The sequence below is a fragment of the Cellulomonas edaphi genome (assembly GCF_030362815.1).
Lineage (GTDB): Bacteria > Actinomycetota > Actinomycetes > Actinomycetales > Cellulomonadaceae > Cellulomonas > Cellulomonas edaphi.
This window is the reverse complement of record NZ_JAUCGR010000003.1, coordinates 40,801-60,886: the sequence shown is the minus strand read 5'-3', so window position 1 is coordinate 60,886 and position 20,086 is coordinate 40,801. Positions and strand designations below refer to the sequence as shown.

The window sequence follows — 20,086 nt, the reverse complement described above, 5'->3', positions numbered from 1 at the left end:
GCCGCGTGGATAGCGTGCCGAGGTGCCAGCCACCGCGCAGCTGACCGGCTCGGTGCTCGAGCCGGCGACGGCGACCCCCCGCTCGTCGCCGTCGCGACCCCGGTACGCGGTCCTCGACGCGCTGCGGTTCGTGGCCGCGGCGGCCGTGGTCGCCTACCACCTCACCGCGTTCGGCTCGCTCGCGTGGGGCCAGCCGGCCACCGAGCACTTCCCGACCCTGCACCGGTTCACCGCCTACGGGGTGTTCGGGGTGCCGCTCTTCTTCGTCATCAGCGGGTTCGTCATCCTCATGTCCGCCTCGGCGCGGGACGTGCCGGCGTTCGTCGCGTCGCGCGTCGGCCGGCTGTTCCCCGCCTACTGGGTGGCGGTAATCGCCACCGGTGTGCTCCTCGTGGTCCTGTGGCCCGAGGGCAAGGCGATCGGCACCAGCCGCGTGCTCGCGAACCTCACCATGCTGCAGTCCGCCTTCGGCGCGGGGCAGGTGGACGGCGTGTACTGGACGCTGTGGGCCGAGCTGCGGTTCTACGTGCTGGTCGCGGTGCTGCTCGCGGTGGGCATGACCGCGCAGCGGCTCTACCTCGTCGTCTACGCCTGGCCCGCGCTCGCCTACCTGTGCCTGCGCGAGGACTTCGGCATCGGCGCCACGGTGCTCGTCGCCGAGCAGGCGCCCTACTTCGCCGGCGGGATGGCGCTGTACCTGGTGTCCCGCGACCGCCGGGCGCTGGTCGCGTGGGGAGGGGTCGCGCTCAACCTCGTCCTCGCCGCGACCGTCGTGGGCCAGGCGACGTCGGCGTCGATGACGCGGCACACGCAGGTGCGGCCCGGGGAGATGGGCGGCGTCCTCGCGGTCGCCATCTGCTTCGCGCTGGTCGCCCTCGCCGTGCTCACGCCGCTGCGCAGGGTGCGGTGGGCCGCGCTCACCGGGCTGGGGGCCCTGACGTACCCGCTGTACCTGCTGCATCAGTACTGGGCGTTCTGGGTCGTCGCGCACGTGCGCGAGGCCGTGCCGGCCGTCGTCGCCCTCGCCGTCGCCGTGGGCGTGTCCCTCGCGATGGCCTTCGCGGTGCACCGGTGGGTCGAGCGACCGTGGTCGCCGCGCCTGCGGCGCCGCGTGGAGGCCGAGCTCCGGCGTGCCGGGAGGGGACCGGACGACGGGCACCCGGGACGAGGGGCGCCGGCCGCCGCCTAGGATCGGCGCATGACGAGCGTGCTCCGCGTCCAGACCGACGAGCAGCGGGCCGCGATGACGGCGATCCGCATGACGGTCTTCGTCGAGGAGCAGCAGGTGGACCCCGAGCGGGAGATCGACGTGCTCGACGACGACCCGAGCACCGTGCACGTGCTCGCGGTCGGCGACGACGGGGTGCCGCTCGGCACGGCACGCCTGCTGGCGCCCCACCACGCGGGTGAGGCCGCCCACATCGGCCGGGTCGCCGTCAGCAGGTCGGCGCGGGGCCTGGGTGTGGGCGCCGCGCTCATGCGCCACCTCGAGGCGGAGGCGCTGGCCCGCTTCGGCACCGAGGTCGCCGGCAGGCGCACCGTCGCCGTCGAGCTCAGCGCCCAGGAGCAGGCGCTCGGGTTCTACGCCCGCCTCGGCTACGTCGCGCGCCCCGAGCGCTACCTCGACGAGGGCATCTGGCACCGCGACGCCGTGAAGGTGGTCGCGTCGCCCGCCTGACGGCGCTGCGGGCCTCCTAGCGCCGTGCGCACGAGACGCCCACGCACTGCGGGTCGTTGCCGTTGCCCTGCGCGACGTCGCCGCCCAGGTCGGTGGCGCCGGGCGCGCGGATGCCCCACCCCTCGTTGCGCCGTGCCTCGTTGTCGCCGATGCTCACCGAGGCGTCCGCCTCCTCGAGCCACAGCCCGTGGCCGTTGCGCGTGAACGTGTTCCCCCGGATGAGCGTGGGCGCCCACGGGGTCTCGGCGAGCCGGATCGTCGTGCCGTTCCAGCGGAACGTGCTGTCGGTCACGGACCCGCCCGCGCCGCCGACGACGACCGCGGTGGCGTTCGCGAGGAACCTGGACCGCGACACCGCCGCCTCGGCGGCCTCCGCGTCGACGGCGACGTCGGAGCCCACGAAGGTGCTGCCCGTGACGGTGAGCGAGGCCTCCCGACGCGTCACGACGGCGCGGGGGTTGTCGACGAAGGTCGAGCGCTCGACGGTTCCGCGCGTCTGCGTGAGCGCGAGGGCGGCGTCGTTGCGCTCGAAGTGCGACGCGGTGACCGCCGCCTGCCCGTCGCCGACGAAGACGCCGGTCTGGTTCGCGGTGAACACCGAGCGCTCGACGGTCAACGGACGGCCCTGCACGGCGTTGATGCCGGTGCGGCCGTTGTCGACGAACACCGAGCGCGTCACGGTCGTGGGCTTGCCGTAGGCGCCCGTGCCCGGCTGACCGGAGGCGTCGACGCCGTCGATGTTGCTGGCGAACCTGACGCGGTCGATGCGCAGCGACCCCCCGGGCCGGCCGTCGACCCCGTAGATCGCCACGCCCGTCGCGAACCCACGCACGGCGCCGCGCCGGATCTGCGTATCGCCCGCGCTCGCGACCCAGATCGCCGTGCCGAACTGCCCGGTCGCCTCGATGGTGTGGCCACCCAGGTCGAGGTCCACGCCCGGGGCGAGCCGCAGCGCGTCGTCCTCGCACTCAAGGTCGGCTCGCAGCACGCTGTCCACGGTCAGGACGTCACCGCACGCCGGCCCGGTCGCCGCACCCGCGGGCGCGGCGACCAGGAGCGACGTCGCCGTGAGGACACCCGCCACGAGGGCGGTGACGGCGGAGCTGGACAGCGCGGATCTCAGGCGCACGGATCGCTCCCAGAACGGTCGGGGGTGGGGTGCTCGGGCTTCGTCGTCGGGCAGCGGTCCTGGGCGCGGTCACGCATGCAGGCTGCCCCCTTCGGCACGGATGCGGGGCGACGTCCGCCCGCCCGGACAGCGTGCGGGCGCGGTCTGTCCGATACAACCGGAACGTGGTGGTTGCACCCGGGTGAAAACGTGATGCGGTCGGGCGTCGACACCGTCGGCGACGCGCCGAGGAGTGTCGGACGGGCGACGTAGGATCGCCCGCATGGCTGCTGCTGGGGGTTCCGACTTCGTCCACCTCCACGTCCACACCGAGTACTCGATGCTGGACGGCGCCGCCCGCCTCGGAGACCTGTTCGCCGAGGTCGACAGGCTCGGCCAGACGGCCATCGCGACCACCGACCACGGCTACCTGTTCGGTGCGTTCGACTTCTGGTCCAAGGCCACCGCCGCGGGCATCAAGCCGATCATCGGCGTCGAGGCGTACGTGACGCCGGGCACCAGCCGGTTCGACCAGACCCGCGTGCGGTTCGGCGAGCAGGGTCAGGAGAAGGACGACGTCTCCGCGCGCGGCTCCTACACCCACATGACGCTCCTGGCGCGCAACAACGAGGGCCTGCACAACCTCATGCGCGCGTCGTCGCTCGCCTCGCTCGAGGGCCAGATGGGCAAGTGGCCGCGCATGGACCGAGACCTGCTCGAGCGGTACGGCAAGGGCCTCATCGCGACCACGGGCTGCCCGTCGGGCGAGGTGCAGACCCGCCTCCGGCTCGGTCAGTGGGACGAGGCCGTGCGAGCCGCGGGCGAGCTGCAGGACCTGTTCGGCAAGGACTTCTACTACGTCGAGCTCATGGACCACGGGCTCGACATCGAGACGCGGGTCATCAAGGACCTGCTGCGGCTCGCCGAGACGATCGGCGCGCCCGTCGTGGCGACCAACGACCTGCACTACGTCCGCGAGGAGGACGCGCCGTCGCAGGAGGCGCTGCTCGCGATCAACTCCGGGTCCGCGCTCACCGAGCCGAGCTACGAGCAGGGCGGCAACCGGTTCGCGTTCGAGGGGTCGGGCTACTACGTCAAGTCCGCCGAGGAGATGCGGCGCGTCTGGGCCGAGCTGCCCGAGGCGTGCGACAACACGCTGCGCATCGCCGAGCAGTGCGAGGTCACGTTCAACACCTCGGCGAACTACATGCCGAACTACCCGGTGCCGCCGGGCGAGGACGAGACCAGCTGGTTCGTCAAGGAGGTCGAGACCGGCCTGCACGTGCGGTACCCCGACGGCATCCCGGACGACGTGCGCAAGCAGGCGGAGTTCGAGACCGAGGTCATCACGAAGATGGGCTTCCCGGGGTACTTCCTCGTGGTCGCCGACTTCATCAACTGGGCCAAGGACAACGGGATCCGCGTGGGGCCCGGGCGTGGCTCGGGTGCCGGCTCGATGGCCGCGTACGCCATGCGCATCACCGACCTTGACCCGCTGCAGCACGGCCTGATCTTCGAGCGGTTCCTCAACCCCGACCGCGTCTCGATGCCCGACTTCGACGTCGACTTCGACGAGCGCCGTCGCGGCGAGGTCATCCGGTACGTCACGGAGAAGTACGGCGAGGACCGCGTCGCGCAGATCGTCACCTACGGCACCATCAAGGCCAAGCAGGCGCTCAAGGACTCGGCCCGCCTGCTGGGCATGCCGTTCGCGATGGGGGAGAAGCTCACCAAGGCGATGCCCCCCGCCATCATGGGCAAGGACATCTCGCTCACGGGCATCTTCGACCCGTCGGACAAGAGGTACTCGGAGGCGGAGGAGTTCCGCCAGGTCCACGCCACGGACCCGGACGCGCAGCGCGTCGTCGAGCTCGCCAAGGGCATCGAGGGGCTGAAGCGCCAGTGGGGCGTGCACGCCGCGGGCGTCATCATGTCGAGCGACCCGCTCATCGACATCATCCCGATCATGCGCCGCCCGCAGGACGGTGCGGTCATCACGCAGTTCGACTACCCGACGTCCGAGGGCCTCGGCCTGATCAAGATGGACTTCCTCGGGCTGCGCAACCTCACGATCCTCGACGACGCGCTCGAGAACATCGTCATGAACGGCAAGGAGCCGGTGGTCCTGGAGGACCTCGCGCTCGACGACCGGCCCACGTACGAGCTCCTGGGGCGCGGCGACACGCTCGGCGTCTTCCAGCTCGACGGCGGCGGCATGCGCTCGCTCCTGCGGCTCATGCGCCCGGACAACTTCGAGGACATCTCGGCCGTCGGCGCGCTGTACCGCCCGGGCCCGATGGGCGCGAACTCGCACACCAACTACGCCCTGCGCAAGACGGGCGCCCAGCAGGTCACGCCCATCCACCCGGAGCTCGAGGAGCCCCTCGCCGACATCCTGGGCACCACGTACGGGCTGATCGTCTACCAGGAGCAGGTCATGGCGATCGCGCAGCGCGTCGCCGGCTACTCCCTCGGACAGGCCGACATCCTGCGGCGCGCCATGGGCAAGAAGAAGAAGTCCGAGCTGGACAAGCAGTTCGAGGGCTTCTCGAACGGCATGGTCGAGCGCGGCTTCTCGATGGCCGCGGTGCAGACGCTGTGGGACATCCTGCTGCCGTTCTCCGACTACGCGTTCAACAAGGCGCACTCGGCGGCGTACGGCGTCATCTCGTACTGGACCGCCTACCTCAAGGCCAACTACCCCACGGAGTACATGGCCGCCCTGCTCACCTCGGTGCGCGACGACAAGGACAAGTCGGCGCTGTACCTGGGGGAGGCCCGGCGCATGGGCATCACCGTGCTCCCGCCGGACGTGAACTCCTCGGCGGCCAACTTCACGGCCGTCGGCGTCGACATCCGGTTCGGGCTGACGGCCGTGCGCAACGTCGGCGCGAACGTCGTGGACGCGATCGTGCGCACCCGCGAGGAGAAGGGCGAGTTCACGTCCTTCACCGACTTCCTGGACAAGGTGCCGGCCGTCGTCTGCAACAAGCGGACCATCGAGTCGCTCATCAAGGCCGGGGCGTTCGACTCGCTCGGCCACCCGCGGCGGGCTCTGCTGCTGGTCCACGAGCAGGCGGTCGACGCGGTCATCGGCGTCAAGCGCAAGGAGGCGGAGGGACAGTTCGACCTGTTCGCCGACGTCTTCGGCGGCGACGACGACCCCGGCTTCGCGGTCGCCATCCCGGACCTGCCGGACTGGGACAAGAAGCAGCGCCTGGCGTTCGAGCGCGAGATGCTCGGGCTCTACGTCTCGGACCACCCGCTGTCGGGGATCGAGCACGTGCTCGCGGCCGCGGCCGACGTCTCGATCGCCGCGCTCATGGCCGACGAGCAGAGGCCCGACGGCTCCACGGTGGTGGTCGCGGGCCTCATCACGTCGCTGCAGCGCAAGATGTCGAAGCAGGGCAACCCGTGGGCCGCGGTGACCATCGAGGACATGGAGGGCGCCGTCGAGATCATGTTCTTCGGCGAGACCTACCTGGCCTACTCCACCGTCCTGGCCGAGGACGCCGTGGTCGTGATCCGGGGGCGGGTGCGCCGCCGCGACGAGACCATGCAGCTGCAGGCCATGGAGGTCTCGCTCCCGGACGTGTCGGTCACGGCCGACGCGCCGGTCGTGGTGTCCCTCGCCGTGGCCCGGTGCACGCCGCCGCTGGTCGAGCGGCTGCGCGAGGTGCTCGCGACGCATCCGGGCATCACCGAGGTGCACCTCAGGCTCACCCAGCCCGGGCGGTCGACGGTCATGCGACTGGACGACGGCCTGCGGGTGGAGAGGTCGCCCTCGCTGTTCGGGGACCTCAAGGCACTGCTCGGTCCGAGCTGCCTGTCAAATTAACGCTTGCGTTATATAACCCTCGGTGCAAACATGAACCATGCACCCGATGGACGCGCTCGGAGACCCGGTCAGGCGACGCCTGGTGGAGCTCCTCGCCGACGGGCAGCGGCCCGCGGGTGACCTCGCGGCCGCGGTCGGAGCCGAGTTCGGCATCAGCCAGCCGGCGACGTCACGGCACCTGCGGGTGCTGCGCGAGTCGGGACTGGTCGAGGCGCAGGCCCGAGGCCCGGTCCGGCTCTACACGGTGCGGCCGGAGCCGCTCGACGACATCGCGGGCTGGGTGGACGACGTCCGCCGGTTCTGGGCGTCGCGCCTCGACGCGCTCGAGACCGAGATCGCTCGGGGCCGGCGACAGGACGTGGACCGCCCCGAGCCCAGGACGGACGGAGGACACCGATGACCGCACCGGATGCGTGGGGCGTGCTGAGCACGTCGCCCGGCGGCACCAGCGTGACGTTCGAGAGGCGTTACGCCACGAGCGCGGACGACCTGTGGGCGGCGGTGACCGAGCCGGAGCGGATCGCCCGATGGCTCGGCCCGGTGTACGGCGACCTCGAGGTCGGCGGGCGCTACGAGCTGCGGATGGGAGACGACGTCCCCGGTGCCGACGAGAACGCCACCGGCGAGGTCCTGGAGTGCGACCCCCCGCGCAGCTTCGCGGTGTCGTGGCTGTTCCCCGCCGAGCTGGTCACGCGCGTCGAGGTGTCGGTGCGCCCGGACGGCGCCGGCGCGATCCTGGTCCTGGTGCACCGCGAGCTCGAGGTCGCGGCCGCCCGCGGCTACCTCGCCGGATGGCACGCGAGCCTCGACCAGCTCGAGGACCACGTGGCGGACGCGCCGGTGCGCTCGTGGCAGGACGCGTTCGAGGCCGTCCTGCCGCACTACCGCGGCGAGGCCTGACGAGGGCCGCGATCAGCCGACGACCACCCGCACAGCGCCCGTCGGCAGGTCGAGCGTGACCTCGTCACCGCGGCGCAGCTGCCGCCCCCGACGCGCCTCCGGCTCGCCGTTCACCGTCACCGCGCCGTCCTCCAGGAGCTCGCGCGCGTTGGCCCCGCTCTCGGCGAGGTTGGCGAGCTTGAGGAACTGGCCGAGGCGGATCGAGTCGTCGGCGATGGGCACGGTGATCATGCGCACAGTCTGCCCGCCATCCGGGCCGCCGGGCCGACGTGCAGTTCAGGTGCATAGACTCGTGCGGTGATCTCCCGCATCGACCTGCGCGGTCGCGCGCTCTCGCGACGCGAGCTGCTCGCCGAGCTGCCTCGCGCCGAGGTGGACGTCGAGCACGCCGGCGAGGTCGTCGCGCCCATCCTGGCCGACGTGCGCGACCGCGGCGCGGCGGCGCTGCGCGATCTCGCGGAGCGGTTCGACGGTGTGCGCCCCGTGCACTTGCGGGTCCCGGCCGCCACCATCGCCGCGTCCGTCGAGGTGCTCGACCCGCAGGTGCGGGCGGCGCTCGAGGAGACCATCCGCCGCGTGCGCCGGGTCCACGGCGCCCAGGTGCCGGCCGGTTTCACCGTCGAGGTGGCGCCGGGCGCCCAGGTGCGCCAGCGGTGGGTGCCCGTGCGACGCGTCGGCCTCTACGTGCCCGGCGGCCTGGCGGTGTACCCGTCGTCCGTGATCATGAACGTCGTCGCGGCGCAGGCCGCGGGCGTCGCGTCGCTGGCCGTCGCCTCGCCCCCGCAGAAGGACGCCGACGGCCTGCCCGACGCCGTCGTGCTCGCCACGTGCGCGCTGCTGGGCGTCGACGAGGTGTACGCGGTCGGGGGAGCGCAGGCGGTCGCGATGTTCGCGTACGGCGCCGCGGGCTCCCAGGACGAGGACGGCGAGACGCTGTGCGAGCCCGTCGACGTCGTGACCGGCCCGGGCAACGTGTACGTCGCCGCGGCCAAGCGCCTGGTGCGCGGCGTGGTGGGCATCGACTCGGAGGCCGGACCCACCGAGATCGCGATCCTCGCGGACGGGACCGCCGACCCCGACCACCTCGCCGCGGACCTCGTCTCGCAGGCCGAGCACGACCCGCTGGCGGCCGCCGTCCTGGTGACTCCCAGCGTGGAGCTCGCGGGTGCGGTCGAGGCCAAGCTCGTCGACCGCACGGGCGCGACGTTCCACCGGGGCCGGGTGGCGCAGGCGCTGGGCGGCTCGCAGTCGGCGATCGTGCTCGTGGACGACGTCGAGGCCGGGCTGGACGTCGTCAACGCCTACGGCGCCGAGCACCTCGAGATCCAGGCCGCGGACGCTGCCGACCTCGCGGAGCGCGTGACGAGCGCCGGGGCGATCTTCGTCGGTCCGTACTCGCCCGTCTCGCTGGGCGACTACATGGCCGGCTCGAACCACGTGCTGCCCACGGGCGGCTGCTCGCACTTCACCAGCGGGCTCGGCGTCCACTCGTTCCTGCGTGCCGTGCAGGTCGTCGAGTACGACGCCGACGCGCTCGCCGACGTGGCCGACCGGATCGTCGCGCTGGCGGAGGCCGAGGGCCTTCCCGCACACGGCGAGGCGGTACGAGCGCGGTTCTGACGGTGCGGCCCGTTGGCCGGCACCGTCGCGCAGGGAGCACAGTAGGAGCACGACGAGCGCGCCCGTGCAGCGCGAGAGGTGGGCGCAGACCGTGACAGGTAATGCCAAGTTCGAGCACCGGGACGTCGCGCTGCTGGCGGTGACGGCCGTGGAGGCGCCGGTCGTCATGCCGTCGCAGCGGTTCGACGAGCAGCTCGCGGCCACGCTCAAGAGGCTGCGCCTGCCCAAGGGGCTGCTGCGCCGCGTGGCGGGCGTGACCGAGCGGCGCTGGTGGGACGAGGGCACCACGTTCGACGACGCCGCGACGCAGGCTGCGGCCAAGGCGCTGGCCGAGTCCGGGGTGGACCCGGGCGAGGTGGGCCTGCTCGTCAACACGTCCGTGACGCGCACGCACCTCGAGCCCTCGGTAGCCTCCCGCATCCACGACGGGCTCGGCCTGCCGTCGAGCGCACTCAACTTCGACATCACCAACGCGTGCCTCGGCTTCGTCAACGGCCTCACGCTCGCCGCCCAGCTCATCGACGCGGGGCAGATCCGCTACGCCGTGATCGTCGCGGGCGAGGACCCGAGGCCCACGCAGGAGGCCACCATCCGGCGCCTCTCGCTGCAGGACTCCTCCCGCGAGGACTTCCTGCGCGAGTTCGCCACGCTGACCCTCGGGGCCGGCGCGGCGGCGGCCGTGCTCGGGCCCGCGAGCCTGCACCCGGGCGCGCACCGCGTGCTCGGCGGCGTGTCGCGGGCCGCGACGCAGCACCACGCGCTGTGCGTCGGCGGTCCGGACGGCATGTTCACCGACCCCCAGGGGCTGCTCGACGGTGGGCTGGAGCTCGTGGTCGACGCCTGGAACGAGGCCGAGCCGCGCTGGAACTGGAACACGGCCGACAGGTTCATCACCCACCAGGTCTCGACCGTGCACACCACCTCGATCGTCGACGCCCTGGGGTTGGACCGCCGCCGGGTCCCGGCCACGTTCCCGCGCTGGGGGAACGTCGGGCCCGCGTCGTTGCCCATGACGCTGGCCGCCGAGGCCGACTCGCTGAGCGTCGGCGACCGCGTGGTCTGCATGGGGGTCGGCTCGGGCCTCAACACGGCGATGACCGAGATCGTCTGGTGACGCCTGCGTCGACGGTGGCCACGCTCGCGCCGAGCGGGCTGCCGGGGCTCGACCCTGCCTGGTCTCGCGTGGTCCGCACCGGCTCGGGCGCCTGGCACGTGCTGGACAACGCACCCCAGCTCCACTCCGAGCCCGTCGGGACGCTGCTGTGCGTGCACGGCAATCCCACGTGGTCGTACCTGTGGCGCACCTTCGTGGCAGCGGGCACCCGGGCCACGCGGCCGTGGCGGGTGATCGCGGTCGACCAACTCGACATGGGCTACTCGGAGCGCACCGGTCGCACGCACCTGCTGGCGGACCGGGTCCGCGAGCTGGGCGAGCTGACCGACGCCCTGGGGCTGCAGGGCCCCGTGGTCAGCGCGGGGCACGACTGGGGCGGCTCGATCAGCCTCGGCTGGGCGGTCGACCACCCCGAGCTGCTCGCGGGGGTGGTGCTGCTCAACACGGCGGTCTACCAGCCGCTGGGAGAGCACCCGCCGGCGGCACTGCGGCCCGCGATGGTGCCCGGCCTGCGGCACGCGGCCACCGTCTCGACGACGGGCTTCATCGACACGACGCTCGCACTCGCGCACCCACGGCTGACCGCGCCCGTCCGCGAGGCGTTCCGCGCGCCGTACCGAACGGCGGCGCGGCGCGCGGCGGTGGGCGACTTCGTCGCGGACATCCCCGCCACGGCCGACCACCCGAGCCGGCCCGAGCTCGAGCGGATCGCCGCGCGCGTGCGCGAGCTCGACGTCCCCGCCCTCCTGGCCTGGGGGGCCCGCGACCCCGTGTTCTCCGACCGGTTCCTGCGCGACCTGCGCGACCGGCTTCCGCACGCCGACGTCCACCGGTACCCGACCGCGGGTCATCTCGTCGCGGAGGACGAGGACGTCGCCGCCGGTGTCCTGGACTGGCTGGACGAGCGCGTGGGTGGGCCGCCCAGCGTCGCGCCCGCCGTCCCGCGCGAGGCGGTCCGCCTGCTCGGGGCCACCCTGACTGAGCGCGCCGGTGACGACACGCCGGCACTCGTCGAGCTGCACCGCGAGACGTCCCGGACGGTCTCGTGGCGGGCCCTGGCGCGACGCACCGAGGAGCTCGCCCGCGGGCTCGCGGCGATCGGCGTGACCCCGGGCGACCGCGTCGCCGTCCTGGTCCCGCCCGGCGCGGACCTCACCGCCGTGCTCTACGCGTGCCTGCGTCTGGGGGCCGTCGTCGTGCTCGCTGACGCCGGGCTGGGCGTCGCTGCCCTCTCGCGCGCCGTCAAGGCCGCGGAGCCGGTCGCGGTCATCGGCATCGAGCGGGCACTGCTCGCGGCCAAGGCGTTCCGCTGGGCCCCCACGCTCGTCGCGGCCGGGCCGGTCAACCGGCGCGTGGCCCGCGCGGTGGGGGTGCGCGCGACGCTGGTGGAGCTCGCCGAGCGGGGTGCCGCCGACTCGAGCCCGCTGGCGTGGCCCGACCCGGACGCCGAGGCGGCGGTGCTGTTCACGTCCGGCTCCACGGGCCCGGCCAAGGGCGTCGTCTACACCCACCGCGGGCTGGCGGCGATGCGTGACGCGGTCGCCTCGACGTACACGATCTCGCCCGAGCGACCGTTCGTCGCGGCCTTCGCACCGTTCGCGTTGCTGGGCCCCGCGCTCGGTGCCACGAGCGCGAGCCCCGACATGGACGTCACCGCACCCCGCACCCTGACGGCGGCGGCGCTCGCTGCGGCGGTCCGCGCGGTGGACGGCGCGGTCGTGTTCGCGTCGCCGGCCGCGCTCGCGGGGATCCTGGCGACCCAGCACGAGGCGTCCGACGACGACCGCGCCTGTCTCGCCCGGGTCGAGACGCTGCTCTCGGCCGGGGCGCCGGTCCCGGCGGAGCTGCTGCAGTCCGTGCGCGACCTGCTGCCCGGCGCGCGGTTGCACACGCCGTACGGCATGACGGAGATGCTGCCGGTCACCGACATCGAGCTGTCGCAGATCGTGGCTGCCGGCGACGGCCCGGGCGTGTGCGTCGGGGTGCCGGCCGCCGGGGCCCGCGTCGCGATCAGCGCGCTCGACGACGAGGGGCGGGCGGTCGGCGCGCCGGCCTCGGATGCGGGCGTGCTGGGGGAGATCCTCGTCGCCGGGCCGCATCTCAAGGCGCGGTACGACCGCCTCTGGTTCACGCAGCACGCCTCGGCGCGGGACGCGGGATGGCACCGGACCGGCGACGTCGGCCGCATCGACGAGGCCGGACGGCTGTGGGTCGAGGGCCGGCTCGCGCACGTCGTGGCGACCGACCGCGGCGTCATCACGCCCGTGGCACCCGAGCGGCTGGTGGACGCCGTCCCCGGCGTGGCACGCGCGGCGCTCGTCGGCGTCGGGCCTCGCGGCACGGCGCAGGTGGTGGTGGTCGTGGAGCCCGAGGGCAAGGCGCCCGCCGGGCTTGCCGAGCCGGAGCTCGCCGCCGGCGTGCGCGCCGCACTGGCCGGGCTGCCGGTGCCGGTCGCGGCGGTGCTCGTCGTGCCCGGCCTGCCCACCGACCTGCGCCACAACTCCAAGATCGACCGCACGCACCTGGCCCAGTGGGCGGCGGCGGTGCTGTCGGGGCGGCGGGCCGCGCTGTGAGGACGGTGCTGGTGACGGGCGCGAGCGGGATGCTCGGCGCCGCCACCGCGACCCGCTTGGTGGCCGACGGCTGGTGCGTGCGCACCCTGCAGCGGCGGCCCTCCGGCGTCGAGGGCGCGCAGGACGAGCGCAGTTCGGTGACCGACGAGCGCGCCGTCGCGCGCGCGGTCGCGGGAGCGGATGCGGTGCTGCACCTCGCGGCGAAGGTCGACATCGTGGGACCCGAGGCCGAGTACCGCGCGGTCAACGTGGGGGGAACGCGCACCGTGCTCGACGCGGCGCGCGGGGCGGGCGTCCGCCGCGTCGTGGTCGTGTCGTCGCCGTCGGTGGCCCACACGGGCGGCTCCCTGGTGGGCGCCGGAGCGGGCCGGGCCGAGCCGTCGCGTGCGCGGGGGCCGTACGCCCGCACCAAGGCCGCGGCCGAGCTGCTGGCGCTGGATGCCGACCAGCCGGGGTTCCGCGTCGTCGCGATCCGCCCGCACGTCGTGTGGGGTCCGGGCGACACGCAGCTGGTCGGGCGCATCGTCGACCGGGCGCGCTCGGGTCGGCTCCCCGTGCTGGGCACCGGGGCGCCGCTGATCGACACGACGTACGTGGACAACGCGGTGGACGCCCTGGTCGCGGCTCTCGACGCGCCCGACGCGTCGTACGGCCAGGCCTATGTGGTGACCAACGGCGAGCCGCGCCCGGTGCTCGAGCTCGTCGCCGCGATCTGCCGGGCGAGCGGCGTCCCGGTGCCGAGCAGGCGCGTGCCCGCCGCGCTCGCGCGGTTCGCCGGCGCGAGCCTCGACGCGGCCTGGGCTCGTCTGCCGCTGCCCGGCGAGCCGCCGCTGACGCGCTTCGTGGCCGAGCAGCTGTCCACCGCGCACTGGTTCGACCAGCGCCGCACGCGCGAGGCGCTCGGATGGGCACCGCGCGTCACGATCGACGACGGCCTGGCGCGTCTGGCGGAGCACGCGGCGCTCACGGGTGCCGGTGTGGACGGCTGAACGGCGCCGGCCGTGCGTCCCTAGACTCGAACCCGTGACCGCCGACCTCGCCCGCCCCGCGCTGCCGCTGCGGCCGGAGCTCGTCGGGCTCGAGCCCTACGGGGCCCCGCAGCTCGACGTCCCGCACCTGCTCAACGTCAACGAGAACCCGTACGCGCCGTCGGATCAGGTGGTGGCCGACATCGCCGCCGCGGTGGCCCGGGCCGCCCGGGGGCTGAACCGCTACCCCGACCGGGACTTCGAGGCGCTGCGTGCCGACCTGGCGGACTACCTGGCCACCGAGTCGGGCGTCCGGCTGGACCCGGGCCAGGTGTGGGCGGCCAACGGCTCGAACGAGATCATGCTGCACGTGCTGCAGGCCTTCGGCGGGCCGGGGCGCACGGCGTTGTCGTTCGCGCCGACCTACTCGATGTACCCCGAGTACGCGCGCGACACCTCCACCTCCTGGGTCGCCGGCCGGCGCGAGGACGACTTCAGCCTGGATCCCGACGTCGCGCGCGCCGCGATCGCAGAGCACGCTCCGTCGGTGGTGCTGCTGGCGAGCCCCAACAACCCCACGGGCACGGCGCTGCCGGCGGCGACGGTGGTCGCGGTGCTGGACGCGGCGGCACAGGTGCCCGGCGGCTGCGTCGTCGTGGTCGACGAGGCCTACGGCGAGTTTCGCCGCCGCGGCGTGCCGAGCGCGCTCGAGCTGCTGGCCGAGCACCCGCACCTGGCGGTGAGCCGCACCATGTCCAAGGCGTTCGGCCTGGCCGGCGCGCGCGTGGGCTACCTCGCCGCGGCGACCCAGCTCGTGGACGCGCTCCGGGTGGTGCGGCTGCCGTACCACCTGTCGGCGGTGACGCAGGCGGTCGCGCGGGCGGCGCTGGCGCACAGCGCAGAGCTCATGGCGCAGGTGGGCTCGTTGCGGGACGAGCGGGACGCGCTCGTCGACTGGCTCCGCGGCAAGGGGCTGACGGTCGCGGAGTCCGACGCGAACTTCGTGCTGTTCGGCATGTTCGACGACCGGCACGCGATCTGGCAGGGTCTGCTCGACCGCGGGGTCCTGATCCGGGAGGTCGGGCCGCAGGGCTGGTTGCGGGTGTCGGTCGGCACCCGCCAGGAGACGGCGGCGTTCAAGGACGCCCTGGTGGAGGTCGCATCACTATGAGCCCGACGAAGAAGCGCGTCGCCCGCATCGAGCGCGCGACGAGCGAGTCGAGCGTGCTGGTCGAGCTGGACCTGGACGGCACGGGTCGCACGGACATCTCGACGACGGTGCCGTTCTACGACCACATGCTCACCGCGCTCGGCAAGCACTCGCTGATCGACCTGACCGTCAAGGCCAGCGGTGACACGCACATCGACGCGCACCACACGGTCGAGGACGTGGCCATCGTCATCGGGGAGGCGCTGCGCGAGGCCCTCGGGGACAAGCGGGGCATCTCGCGGTTCGGCGACGCGACGGTGCCGCTCGACGAGGCTCTGGCCCAGGCGGTCGTCGACGTGTCCGGCCGGCCGTACCTGGTGCACACCGGCGAGCCGATCGGCCAGCAGTACCACCTCATCGGGGGGCACTTCACGGGCGCGCTGACGCGGCACGTCCTCGAGTCGATCGCGCACCACGCCGCATTCAGCATCCACGTCCGGGTGCTCGCGGGCCGCGACCCGCACCACATCGTCGAGGCGCAGTTCAAGGCCCTCGCACGCGCGCTGCGGTTCGCCGTGGCGCTCGACCCGCGCGTGGACGGCATCCCGTCCACCAAGGGCGCGCTCTGATGTCCGACGAGGACGACGTCGTCGTCCCCGACGACCTGTCGTCGCTCTTCGCACCCGCCGCGGAGGACCCGTCGGTCGCACTGGTCGTCACGCCGGTCGCCGTACCGGCCCCGCTGGCCGCGGCGTGCGTGCTCGCGGGCGTGGCGGTCGACGTCGTGCCCTCGTCGTCGGGTGCGATCGCCGTGCTGCGCGAGCCGGCGAGCGCGCCCGAGGGCGCGGCGGCGATCTCCAAGCTGCTGCGCACCACGCCCGTCGTCCTGCTCGAGCGGCGCGAGGGCAACGTGCGCGCGGTGCGCTGGACCGGCGGCGAGGAGGGCGACGAGATGCCCTCGGGCCTGCTGCTCGCGACCGCGCCCGGCGTGCTCGAGGACCTTCTGCTCGGCACCGTCCAGGCGGCCGAGCTCGAGGGTGTCGTGACCAGCGTGGGCATGTCCCGGTGGAAGGCCACGCGGCTGCTCGCCTCGTCCGCGCGCAAGCGCTGACCGACCTCTTGCGGCCGCCGGTCGGCGACCGCGATGATGGGCCTCTCGACGCCCGCACTGGCCCCCTGGTGCGGGCGTCGTCCTTTTTCGGTCCGCGCTTCTCGCGGCGCCTAGAGCGTCGCCAGGAAGGCCCTCAGCGCCGAGACGCTCGTCGCGTAGAGCGCCTGCCGTGCGTCCGCCACCTCGCCGCGGAACCGGGCCTGGTCGTCGAGCACGGCGGTCGAGAGCTCGACCAGGCGCGCGCCGAGGTGGCGCTCGGACACGTCGACGCCCCACTCGGGGCGGCCGATGTCCTCGAGGAAGTACCGCAGCTTCGGGTGGGAGACCAGGCTGACGATCGGGGTCCCGAGCCCGAACGGGATCATCCCGGCGTGCCCCCGCATGCCCACGACGAGCGCCGCCTCGCGGTACAGGCGCGTGGTCTCGGCGATCCCGAGCCGGAAGAAGCTGTCGACGCCCACACGCGTGCCGTGCTCGCGGAACAGGTCGACCGCGATCCGCTCGTCGGGGATGGTGTGCGCGGCGATCCGCACCCGTGCCACGCCTGCGAGCCCCCTGACGAACGCGTCGATCTGCGCCAGGAACGCGGCGTACTCGTCCTTGAATCGCAGTGCGGAGCGGTCGTAGGCCACGTTGAGGTACACGACGTCCCGCTCCGCGGCGTCGTCCGCGGGGTCGGTGTAGGCCGTGCCGGGAAGCAGCCCCAGGACCGTCGTGGGGCAGGGCAGGTAGGAGACCCGCTCGGCGAGCTCGGCCGGCAGGAGCGCGCGCACCTTCTCGATGGATCCGCGATTCCGCAGGCCCACGAACTGGGCGCGCTCGACCACGCGCGTCAGCGAGTCGCGGAATCGCGACCCCTGGAACTCCTGGCCCGGGAAGAGGTTGTACCCGACCGCGACCAGCGCGAGCGGGACCGTGAGCCGGTCGAGGCTCGCGTCGGGCACGTTCCACTGCCAGCCGGAGTTGCCGTTGGGGGCGGTGTCGGGCAGGAACAGGCCCCCCCCGCCGACGAGCAGTCCGCTGGTCTGGTTCACGGCGTCGACCGCCGCGTCGTCGAACAGCTGGTGGACGTGCACGCCGTGCCATCCGGCGACCCCCCGGACGTGCGTGGTCACCTCGCGCACCGCGGCGGGGAGCAGCACGTCGCCGTAGTTTCCGAGCGGGTCGACGTAGAACGCCGCGTGCGAGAGCGTGATGCCCGCCGGGTCGGCGGTGGCGACCACCTCCGCGTCGGGCGCAGGCCGGGCCGCGCGTGCGTGCACGAGGCGCGCCTTGTGCCGCAGCGGCTCCAGCGCGAGCGCGGCGCGGCTGTGCCCCCGTGCACCGTCGAGGTCGCGCACCACCCATGCGGTCTCGGCGAGCGAGAGGTGCGCCTCGCTGGCGCGGTGCGAGGAGAGGGCGGTCGCGGCCAGCACGGCGGCGTCGTCGTAGCGTGACACCGCGCGGTACGAGGTCGCGAGGTCGAGCGCGTAGGCCGTGTCCACCTGCCCGACCTCGAGCGCGTGCGACTCGAGCAGCGCCACGGCCCCCGCGAAGTCGCCCTCGGCGCGCAGCCGGGCGCCGTGCCGCAGCACTCCCGTCGCTCCGCGCACCTCCGCGTCAGGTACCGCGCCGCCGCGGGCCTTGTACGAGGTCGCGGCCAGCGGGTCGGCGATCATGCCCTGCTCGGCCAGCCGCGCGCACGCGGCCAGGAACGCGGCGTCGCTCATGTCGTACTGGTGCCACAGCGCCTCGAGCCGGGCGTACCCGTGCTCGCCGCCGTCCCACGGCTTGAACTTGCCCGTGAAGTGCAGGATCGCGGTCTCCTGCGGCGGGACGCCGCCGCGGCGGGTGGCCCGCTTGACCCAGTTGTAGCGCCGCGGCAGGTGCAGGTAGTCGCCGTCGAGCGCCGCCGTGATGACCCCCTGGTCGTGGCGCTCGAGCTCGTACTCGCCGCTCTCCCCGATGGCGTCGAGCCGCGCGGCGAAGGTGCCGTCGGTGTAGGTGTCGTCGAACACGAGCAGGCCGCTGTTGAGCTTGCGGCCGCCGTCGGAGTCGAAGAACTGCGGCACCGCAGCGAACGGGACACCCAGCGTGAGCAGGTCGTCGATCCGGTCGAGCACCACCATGTCGGTGTCGAGGGTGACGATCGTGCGGTACCCCTGCAGGCGGAAGGCGTCGAGGATGTAGTACGCCTTCGTGTACAGGTAGTTCGCCGCCGAGCCCTTGGTGTACCGCTCGTAGCGCGCGGCGTCCACGCGCACGAAGCGCAGGTCCGGCCGCAGGGACATCGCGCGCGAGACGTTGGCCGGTGCCAGCCCGTCGTGCAGCACGACGACGTCGGCGGCGACGTCGGGGTTCGTCAGCGTCAGGCTCTTGAGCAGCACGACGAAGCCGGGGAAGTAGTTGTCGTCGACGAAGGCGACGAACGCGCGGTCGTGCGTGGGGCCGGTCACGGGGGTGCTCACCTCAGGCTGATCGTGATGTCGGTGGTCGCGACGGCGCGGTCCATGACCCAGCGCCGTTCGTTCTCGTAGCTGTGCGCGGCGGCGACGGGCAGGTGCATCGCCTCCGGCACGCGGTAGGCGCCGCCGTCGTAGAAGTCGAAGCCGACGAGGTCGATCGCCGTGCTGACGTCGAGGAAGTCGATGAGGCGCAGCGTGTTGAAGCCTGTGGTGGGCACCTTGAAGTCCGCGCGCTCGGTGGGCGTGAACAGGTTCAGCGCCGGCCAGCGCAGCGACTCGTCGCCCAGGTAGGTCTGCGCCCCGGGCTGCACGTGGTCCAGCACGGACGTGCGCCACAGGTCGCGCTTGCCGCTGAAGACGAGGCGCACGTCCACGGGGTGGGACCAGTTGAAGCTGTGCAGGTGGATCGTGGCGTGCACGTCGGTCTTGGTGCCCGTGTGCGGGGCGTCGATCGCGAACGAGTTGAACCGCACCACCACGTCGTAGGAGTCGATGAGCGGGCCGGCGTCGTGCTCGAGCAGCCGGGCGGAGTTGGCCACGAGGCAGACGGAGCGCCCGGCGAGGTAGCCGCGCAGTCCCGACATGTCGAGCGTCTGGAGTGCGGCCGCGTCGTCGGCGGTCAGTCGTCCGCCGGCGGCGGGACGGCGGGCGCGGTTGACGGCCGTGACCAGCGGGGCCAACGTCGCCGCCGACTCGCCCGAGGCGACCGTCCGAGCCACGAGCGCGTCGTAGCCCGCACCGAACCCGGATCCGTCCCGACGCGTCGCGGCCAGGGCGGCGGCGAAGGTGGGCAGCGGGTCACCGCCGACCGCGGAGACCCGCTCGGCCTCGACCCACGCGTCGACCGCGTCGTCGGCGCGCACGCCGCCGGACAACGCGGCGAGTGCGGCGTCCAGCTCGCCGGCGGCCGCGCCGCTCTCCATCCCCGCGGCGCCGTCGTGCGGGAGCGGCACGCGCCGACCGGTCAGCGCGCAGTACCGGTCGGAGGCGGCGCGCGCGCCGGCGTAGTCGCCGCGTGCGTCGAGCGACGTCGCCAAGCCGCGCCAGCTGCCCTGGGAAGCGGGGCGCGAGTCGGCCAGCAGCCGGTAGACCTCGACCGCCAGGTCGGTCTCGCCGGCCGACTCCGCGCGGCGGGCCACGTCCAGCAGCGAGGTGAACAGCGACGGCCAGGCCGCGTGCCAGGGCTTGATGCCGGACTCGACGGCCAGGGACCGCATGGCGTTGCGCCGCAGCTCGGCCAGTGCCTGCGCGTGCGTCAGCACCGCCTGGGTGAGGGCGATGCGCTGCCACTGCGAGCTCGCCGAGAGGCCCGACGCGGTCGTCGCGACATCGGCGGCCACGTCCGCGTACCGCCGGTTCAGCCGCAGCGACGGCGCGGCGCTCACGGCCGCCGCGGTGCCGATCCGCTTGACGGCCCGCCGTGTGCGGTGCCGAACCGTGTTCACGCGTCTTCCTCCCGGTGGTCGGACGAGGCCCGGACCGGACGTCCTGGGCGTTCCCGTCGGACCTTAGGAGGGCGAGGTGACGCCACGGGGTCGTCCGGATGCCGGGCCTGACGCCTGGCGGAACGCGAGGTGAACAT

General features: G+C 73.6%; 16 protein-coding genes. 12 read left to right on the top strand and 4 right to left on the bottom strand.

Going from position 1 to position 20,086, the window contains the following annotated elements:
- Positions 1-22 precede the first annotated feature (22 nt).
- The gene (locus QRT05_RS11750) at positions 23-1,189 is read left to right on the top strand and encodes an acyltransferase family protein (RefSeq protein ID WP_289447462.1); all 1,167 of its coding nucleotides are present in this window, start codon (positions 23-25) and stop codon (positions 1,187-1,189) included.
- A gap of 9 nt (positions 1,190-1,198) precedes the next feature.
- Positions 1,199-1,678, top strand: a complete 480-nt coding sequence (locus QRT05_RS11745) for a GNAT family N-acetyltransferase (protein ID WP_289447461.1) — start codon at positions 1,199-1,201, stop codon at positions 1,676-1,678.
- 16 nt (positions 1,679-1,694) lie between these two features.
- Here QRT05_RS11745 and QRT05_RS11740 read toward each other — a convergent pair whose 3' ends face one another.
- Positions 1,695-2,807, bottom strand: coding sequence for a right-handed parallel beta-helix repeat-containing protein (locus QRT05_RS11740; RefSeq protein ID WP_289447460.1), 1,113 nt, complete (start codon positions 2,805-2,807; stop codon positions 1,695-1,697).
- A 262-nt stretch (positions 2,808-3,069) separates the two neighbouring features.
- On the opposite strand from QRT05_RS11740, the gene dnaE reads away from it, so the two are divergent.
- Genes dnaE through QRT05_RS11725 form a run of 3 tightly spaced genes read left to right on the top strand, consistent with a single transcriptional unit; the run spans position 3,070 to position 7,524 of the window.
- Complete coding sequence (gene dnaE / locus QRT05_RS11735; RefSeq protein ID WP_289447459.1) at positions 3,070-6,624, top strand: DNA polymerase III subunit alpha; 3,555 nt, start codon at positions 3,070-3,072, stop codon at positions 6,622-6,624.
- A 46-nt stretch (positions 6,625-6,670) separates the two neighbouring features.
- Positions 6,671-7,024 carry an ArsR/SmtB family transcription factor gene (locus QRT05_RS11730; RefSeq protein ID WP_326522650.1) on the top strand — a complete coding sequence of 118 codons (354 nt, stop codon included), beginning with the start codon at positions 6,671-6,673 and terminating at the stop codon, positions 7,022-7,024.
- Positions 7,021-7,524 (top strand): SRPBCC family protein, encoded by a 504-nt coding sequence (locus QRT05_RS11725; protein WP_289447457.1) that lies wholly within the window; start codon positions 7,021-7,023, stop codon positions 7,522-7,524. Before QRT05_RS11730 ends, QRT05_RS11725 begins: the two co-directional genes overlap by 4 nt.
- Before the next feature lie 12 nt (positions 7,525-7,536).
- On the opposite strand, the gene QRT05_RS11720 is transcribed toward QRT05_RS11725, so the two are convergent.
- On the bottom strand, positions 7,537-7,755 hold the full coding sequence (locus QRT05_RS11720; RefSeq protein ID WP_289447456.1) for an RNA-binding S4 domain-containing protein: 219 nt from the start codon (positions 7,753-7,755) through the stop codon (positions 7,537-7,539).
- A gap of 66 nt (positions 7,756-7,821) precedes the next feature.
- Here QRT05_RS11720 and hisD point away from each other — a divergent pair, with 66 nt between their 5' ends.
- From hisD to QRT05_RS11685, 7 genes are all read left to right on the top strand, one after another.
- Positions 7,822-9,144, top strand: coding sequence for a histidinol dehydrogenase (gene hisD, locus QRT05_RS11715; RefSeq protein WP_289447455.1), 1,323 nt, complete (start codon positions 7,822-7,824; stop codon positions 9,142-9,144).
- A 91-nt stretch (positions 9,145-9,235) separates the two neighbouring features.
- The gene (locus tag QRT05_RS11710) at positions 9,236-10,258 is read left to right on the top strand and encodes a 3-oxoacyl-ACP synthase III (RefSeq protein ID WP_289447454.1); all 1,023 of its coding nucleotides are present in this window, start codon (positions 9,236-9,238) and stop codon (positions 10,256-10,258) included.
- Positions 10,255-12,831 (top strand): alpha/beta fold hydrolase, encoded by a 2,577-nt coding sequence (locus tag QRT05_RS11705; protein ID WP_289447453.1) that lies wholly within the window; start codon positions 10,255-10,257, stop codon positions 12,829-12,831. The genes QRT05_RS11710 and QRT05_RS11705 overlap by 4 nt, the downstream gene beginning before the upstream one ends.
- Positions 12,832-12,836: 5 nt before the next feature.
- On the top strand, positions 12,837-13,820 hold the full coding sequence (locus tag QRT05_RS11700; RefSeq protein ID WP_289447848.1) for an NAD-dependent epimerase/dehydratase family protein: 984 nt from the start codon (positions 12,837-12,839) through the stop codon (positions 13,818-13,820).
- Positions 13,821-13,854: 34 nt separating this feature from the next.
- Positions 13,855-14,970, top strand: a complete 1,116-nt coding sequence (locus QRT05_RS11695) for a histidinol-phosphate transaminase (protein ID WP_289447452.1) — start codon at positions 13,855-13,857, stop codon at positions 14,968-14,970.
- Entirely contained in the window at positions 14,967-15,578 is a 612-nt protein-coding gene (gene hisB, locus QRT05_RS11690; protein WP_289447451.1) for an imidazoleglycerol-phosphate dehydratase HisB, read from the top strand. The genes QRT05_RS11695 and hisB overlap by 4 nt, the downstream gene beginning before the upstream one ends.
- A complete protein-coding gene (locus QRT05_RS11685) occupies positions 15,578-16,060 on the top strand; it encodes a hypothetical protein (protein WP_289447450.1) in 483 nt (160 codons plus the stop codon). Before hisB ends, QRT05_RS11685 begins: the two co-directional genes overlap by 1 nt.
- A gap of 110 nt (positions 16,061-16,170) precedes the next feature.
- Here QRT05_RS11685 and QRT05_RS11680 read toward each other — a convergent pair whose 3' ends face one another.
- Positions 16,171-18,507: a glycosyltransferase gene (locus tag QRT05_RS11680; RefSeq protein ID WP_289447449.1), complete on the bottom strand. Its 2,337-nt coding sequence runs from the start codon at positions 18,505-18,507 to the stop codon at positions 16,171-16,173.
- Positions 18,504-19,949 carry a glycosyltransferase family 29 protein gene (locus tag QRT05_RS11675; RefSeq protein WP_289447448.1) on the bottom strand — a complete coding sequence of 482 codons (1,446 nt, stop codon included), beginning with the start codon at positions 19,947-19,949 and terminating at the stop codon, positions 18,504-18,506. Before QRT05_RS11675 ends, QRT05_RS11680 begins: the two co-directional genes overlap by 4 nt.
- Between the last annotated feature and the right edge of the window lie 137 nt (positions 19,950-20,086).

Excerpts from the sequence above, each read along its gene's own strand:
- hisB (WP_289447451.1), top strand. The coding sequence starts at position 14,967 with ATGAGCCCGACGAAGAAGCGCGTCGCCCGCATCGAGCGCGCGACGAGC.
- QRT05_RS11745 (WP_289447461.1), top strand. The coding sequence starts at position 1,199 with ATGACGAGCGTGCTCCGCGTCCAGACCGACGAGCAGCGGGCCGCGATG.
- QRT05_RS11685 (WP_289447450.1), top strand. The coding sequence starts at position 15,578 with ATGTCCGACGAGGACGACGTCGTCGTCCCCGACGACCTGTCGTCGCTC.
- dnaE (WP_289447459.1), top strand. The coding sequence starts at position 3,070 with ATGGCTGCTGCTGGGGGTTCCGACTTCGTCCACCTCCACGTCCACACC.
- QRT05_RS11730 (WP_326522650.1), top strand. The coding sequence starts at position 6,671 with ATGGACGCGCTCGGAGACCCGGTCAGGCGACGCCTGGTGGAGCTCCTC.
- QRT05_RS11720 (WP_289447456.1), bottom strand. The coding sequence starts at position 7,755 with ATGATCACCGTGCCCATCGCCGACGACTCGATCCGCCTCGGCCAGTTC.
- QRT05_RS11725 (WP_289447457.1), top strand. The coding sequence starts at position 7,021 with ATGACCGCACCGGATGCGTGGGGCGTGCTGAGCACGTCGCCCGGCGGC.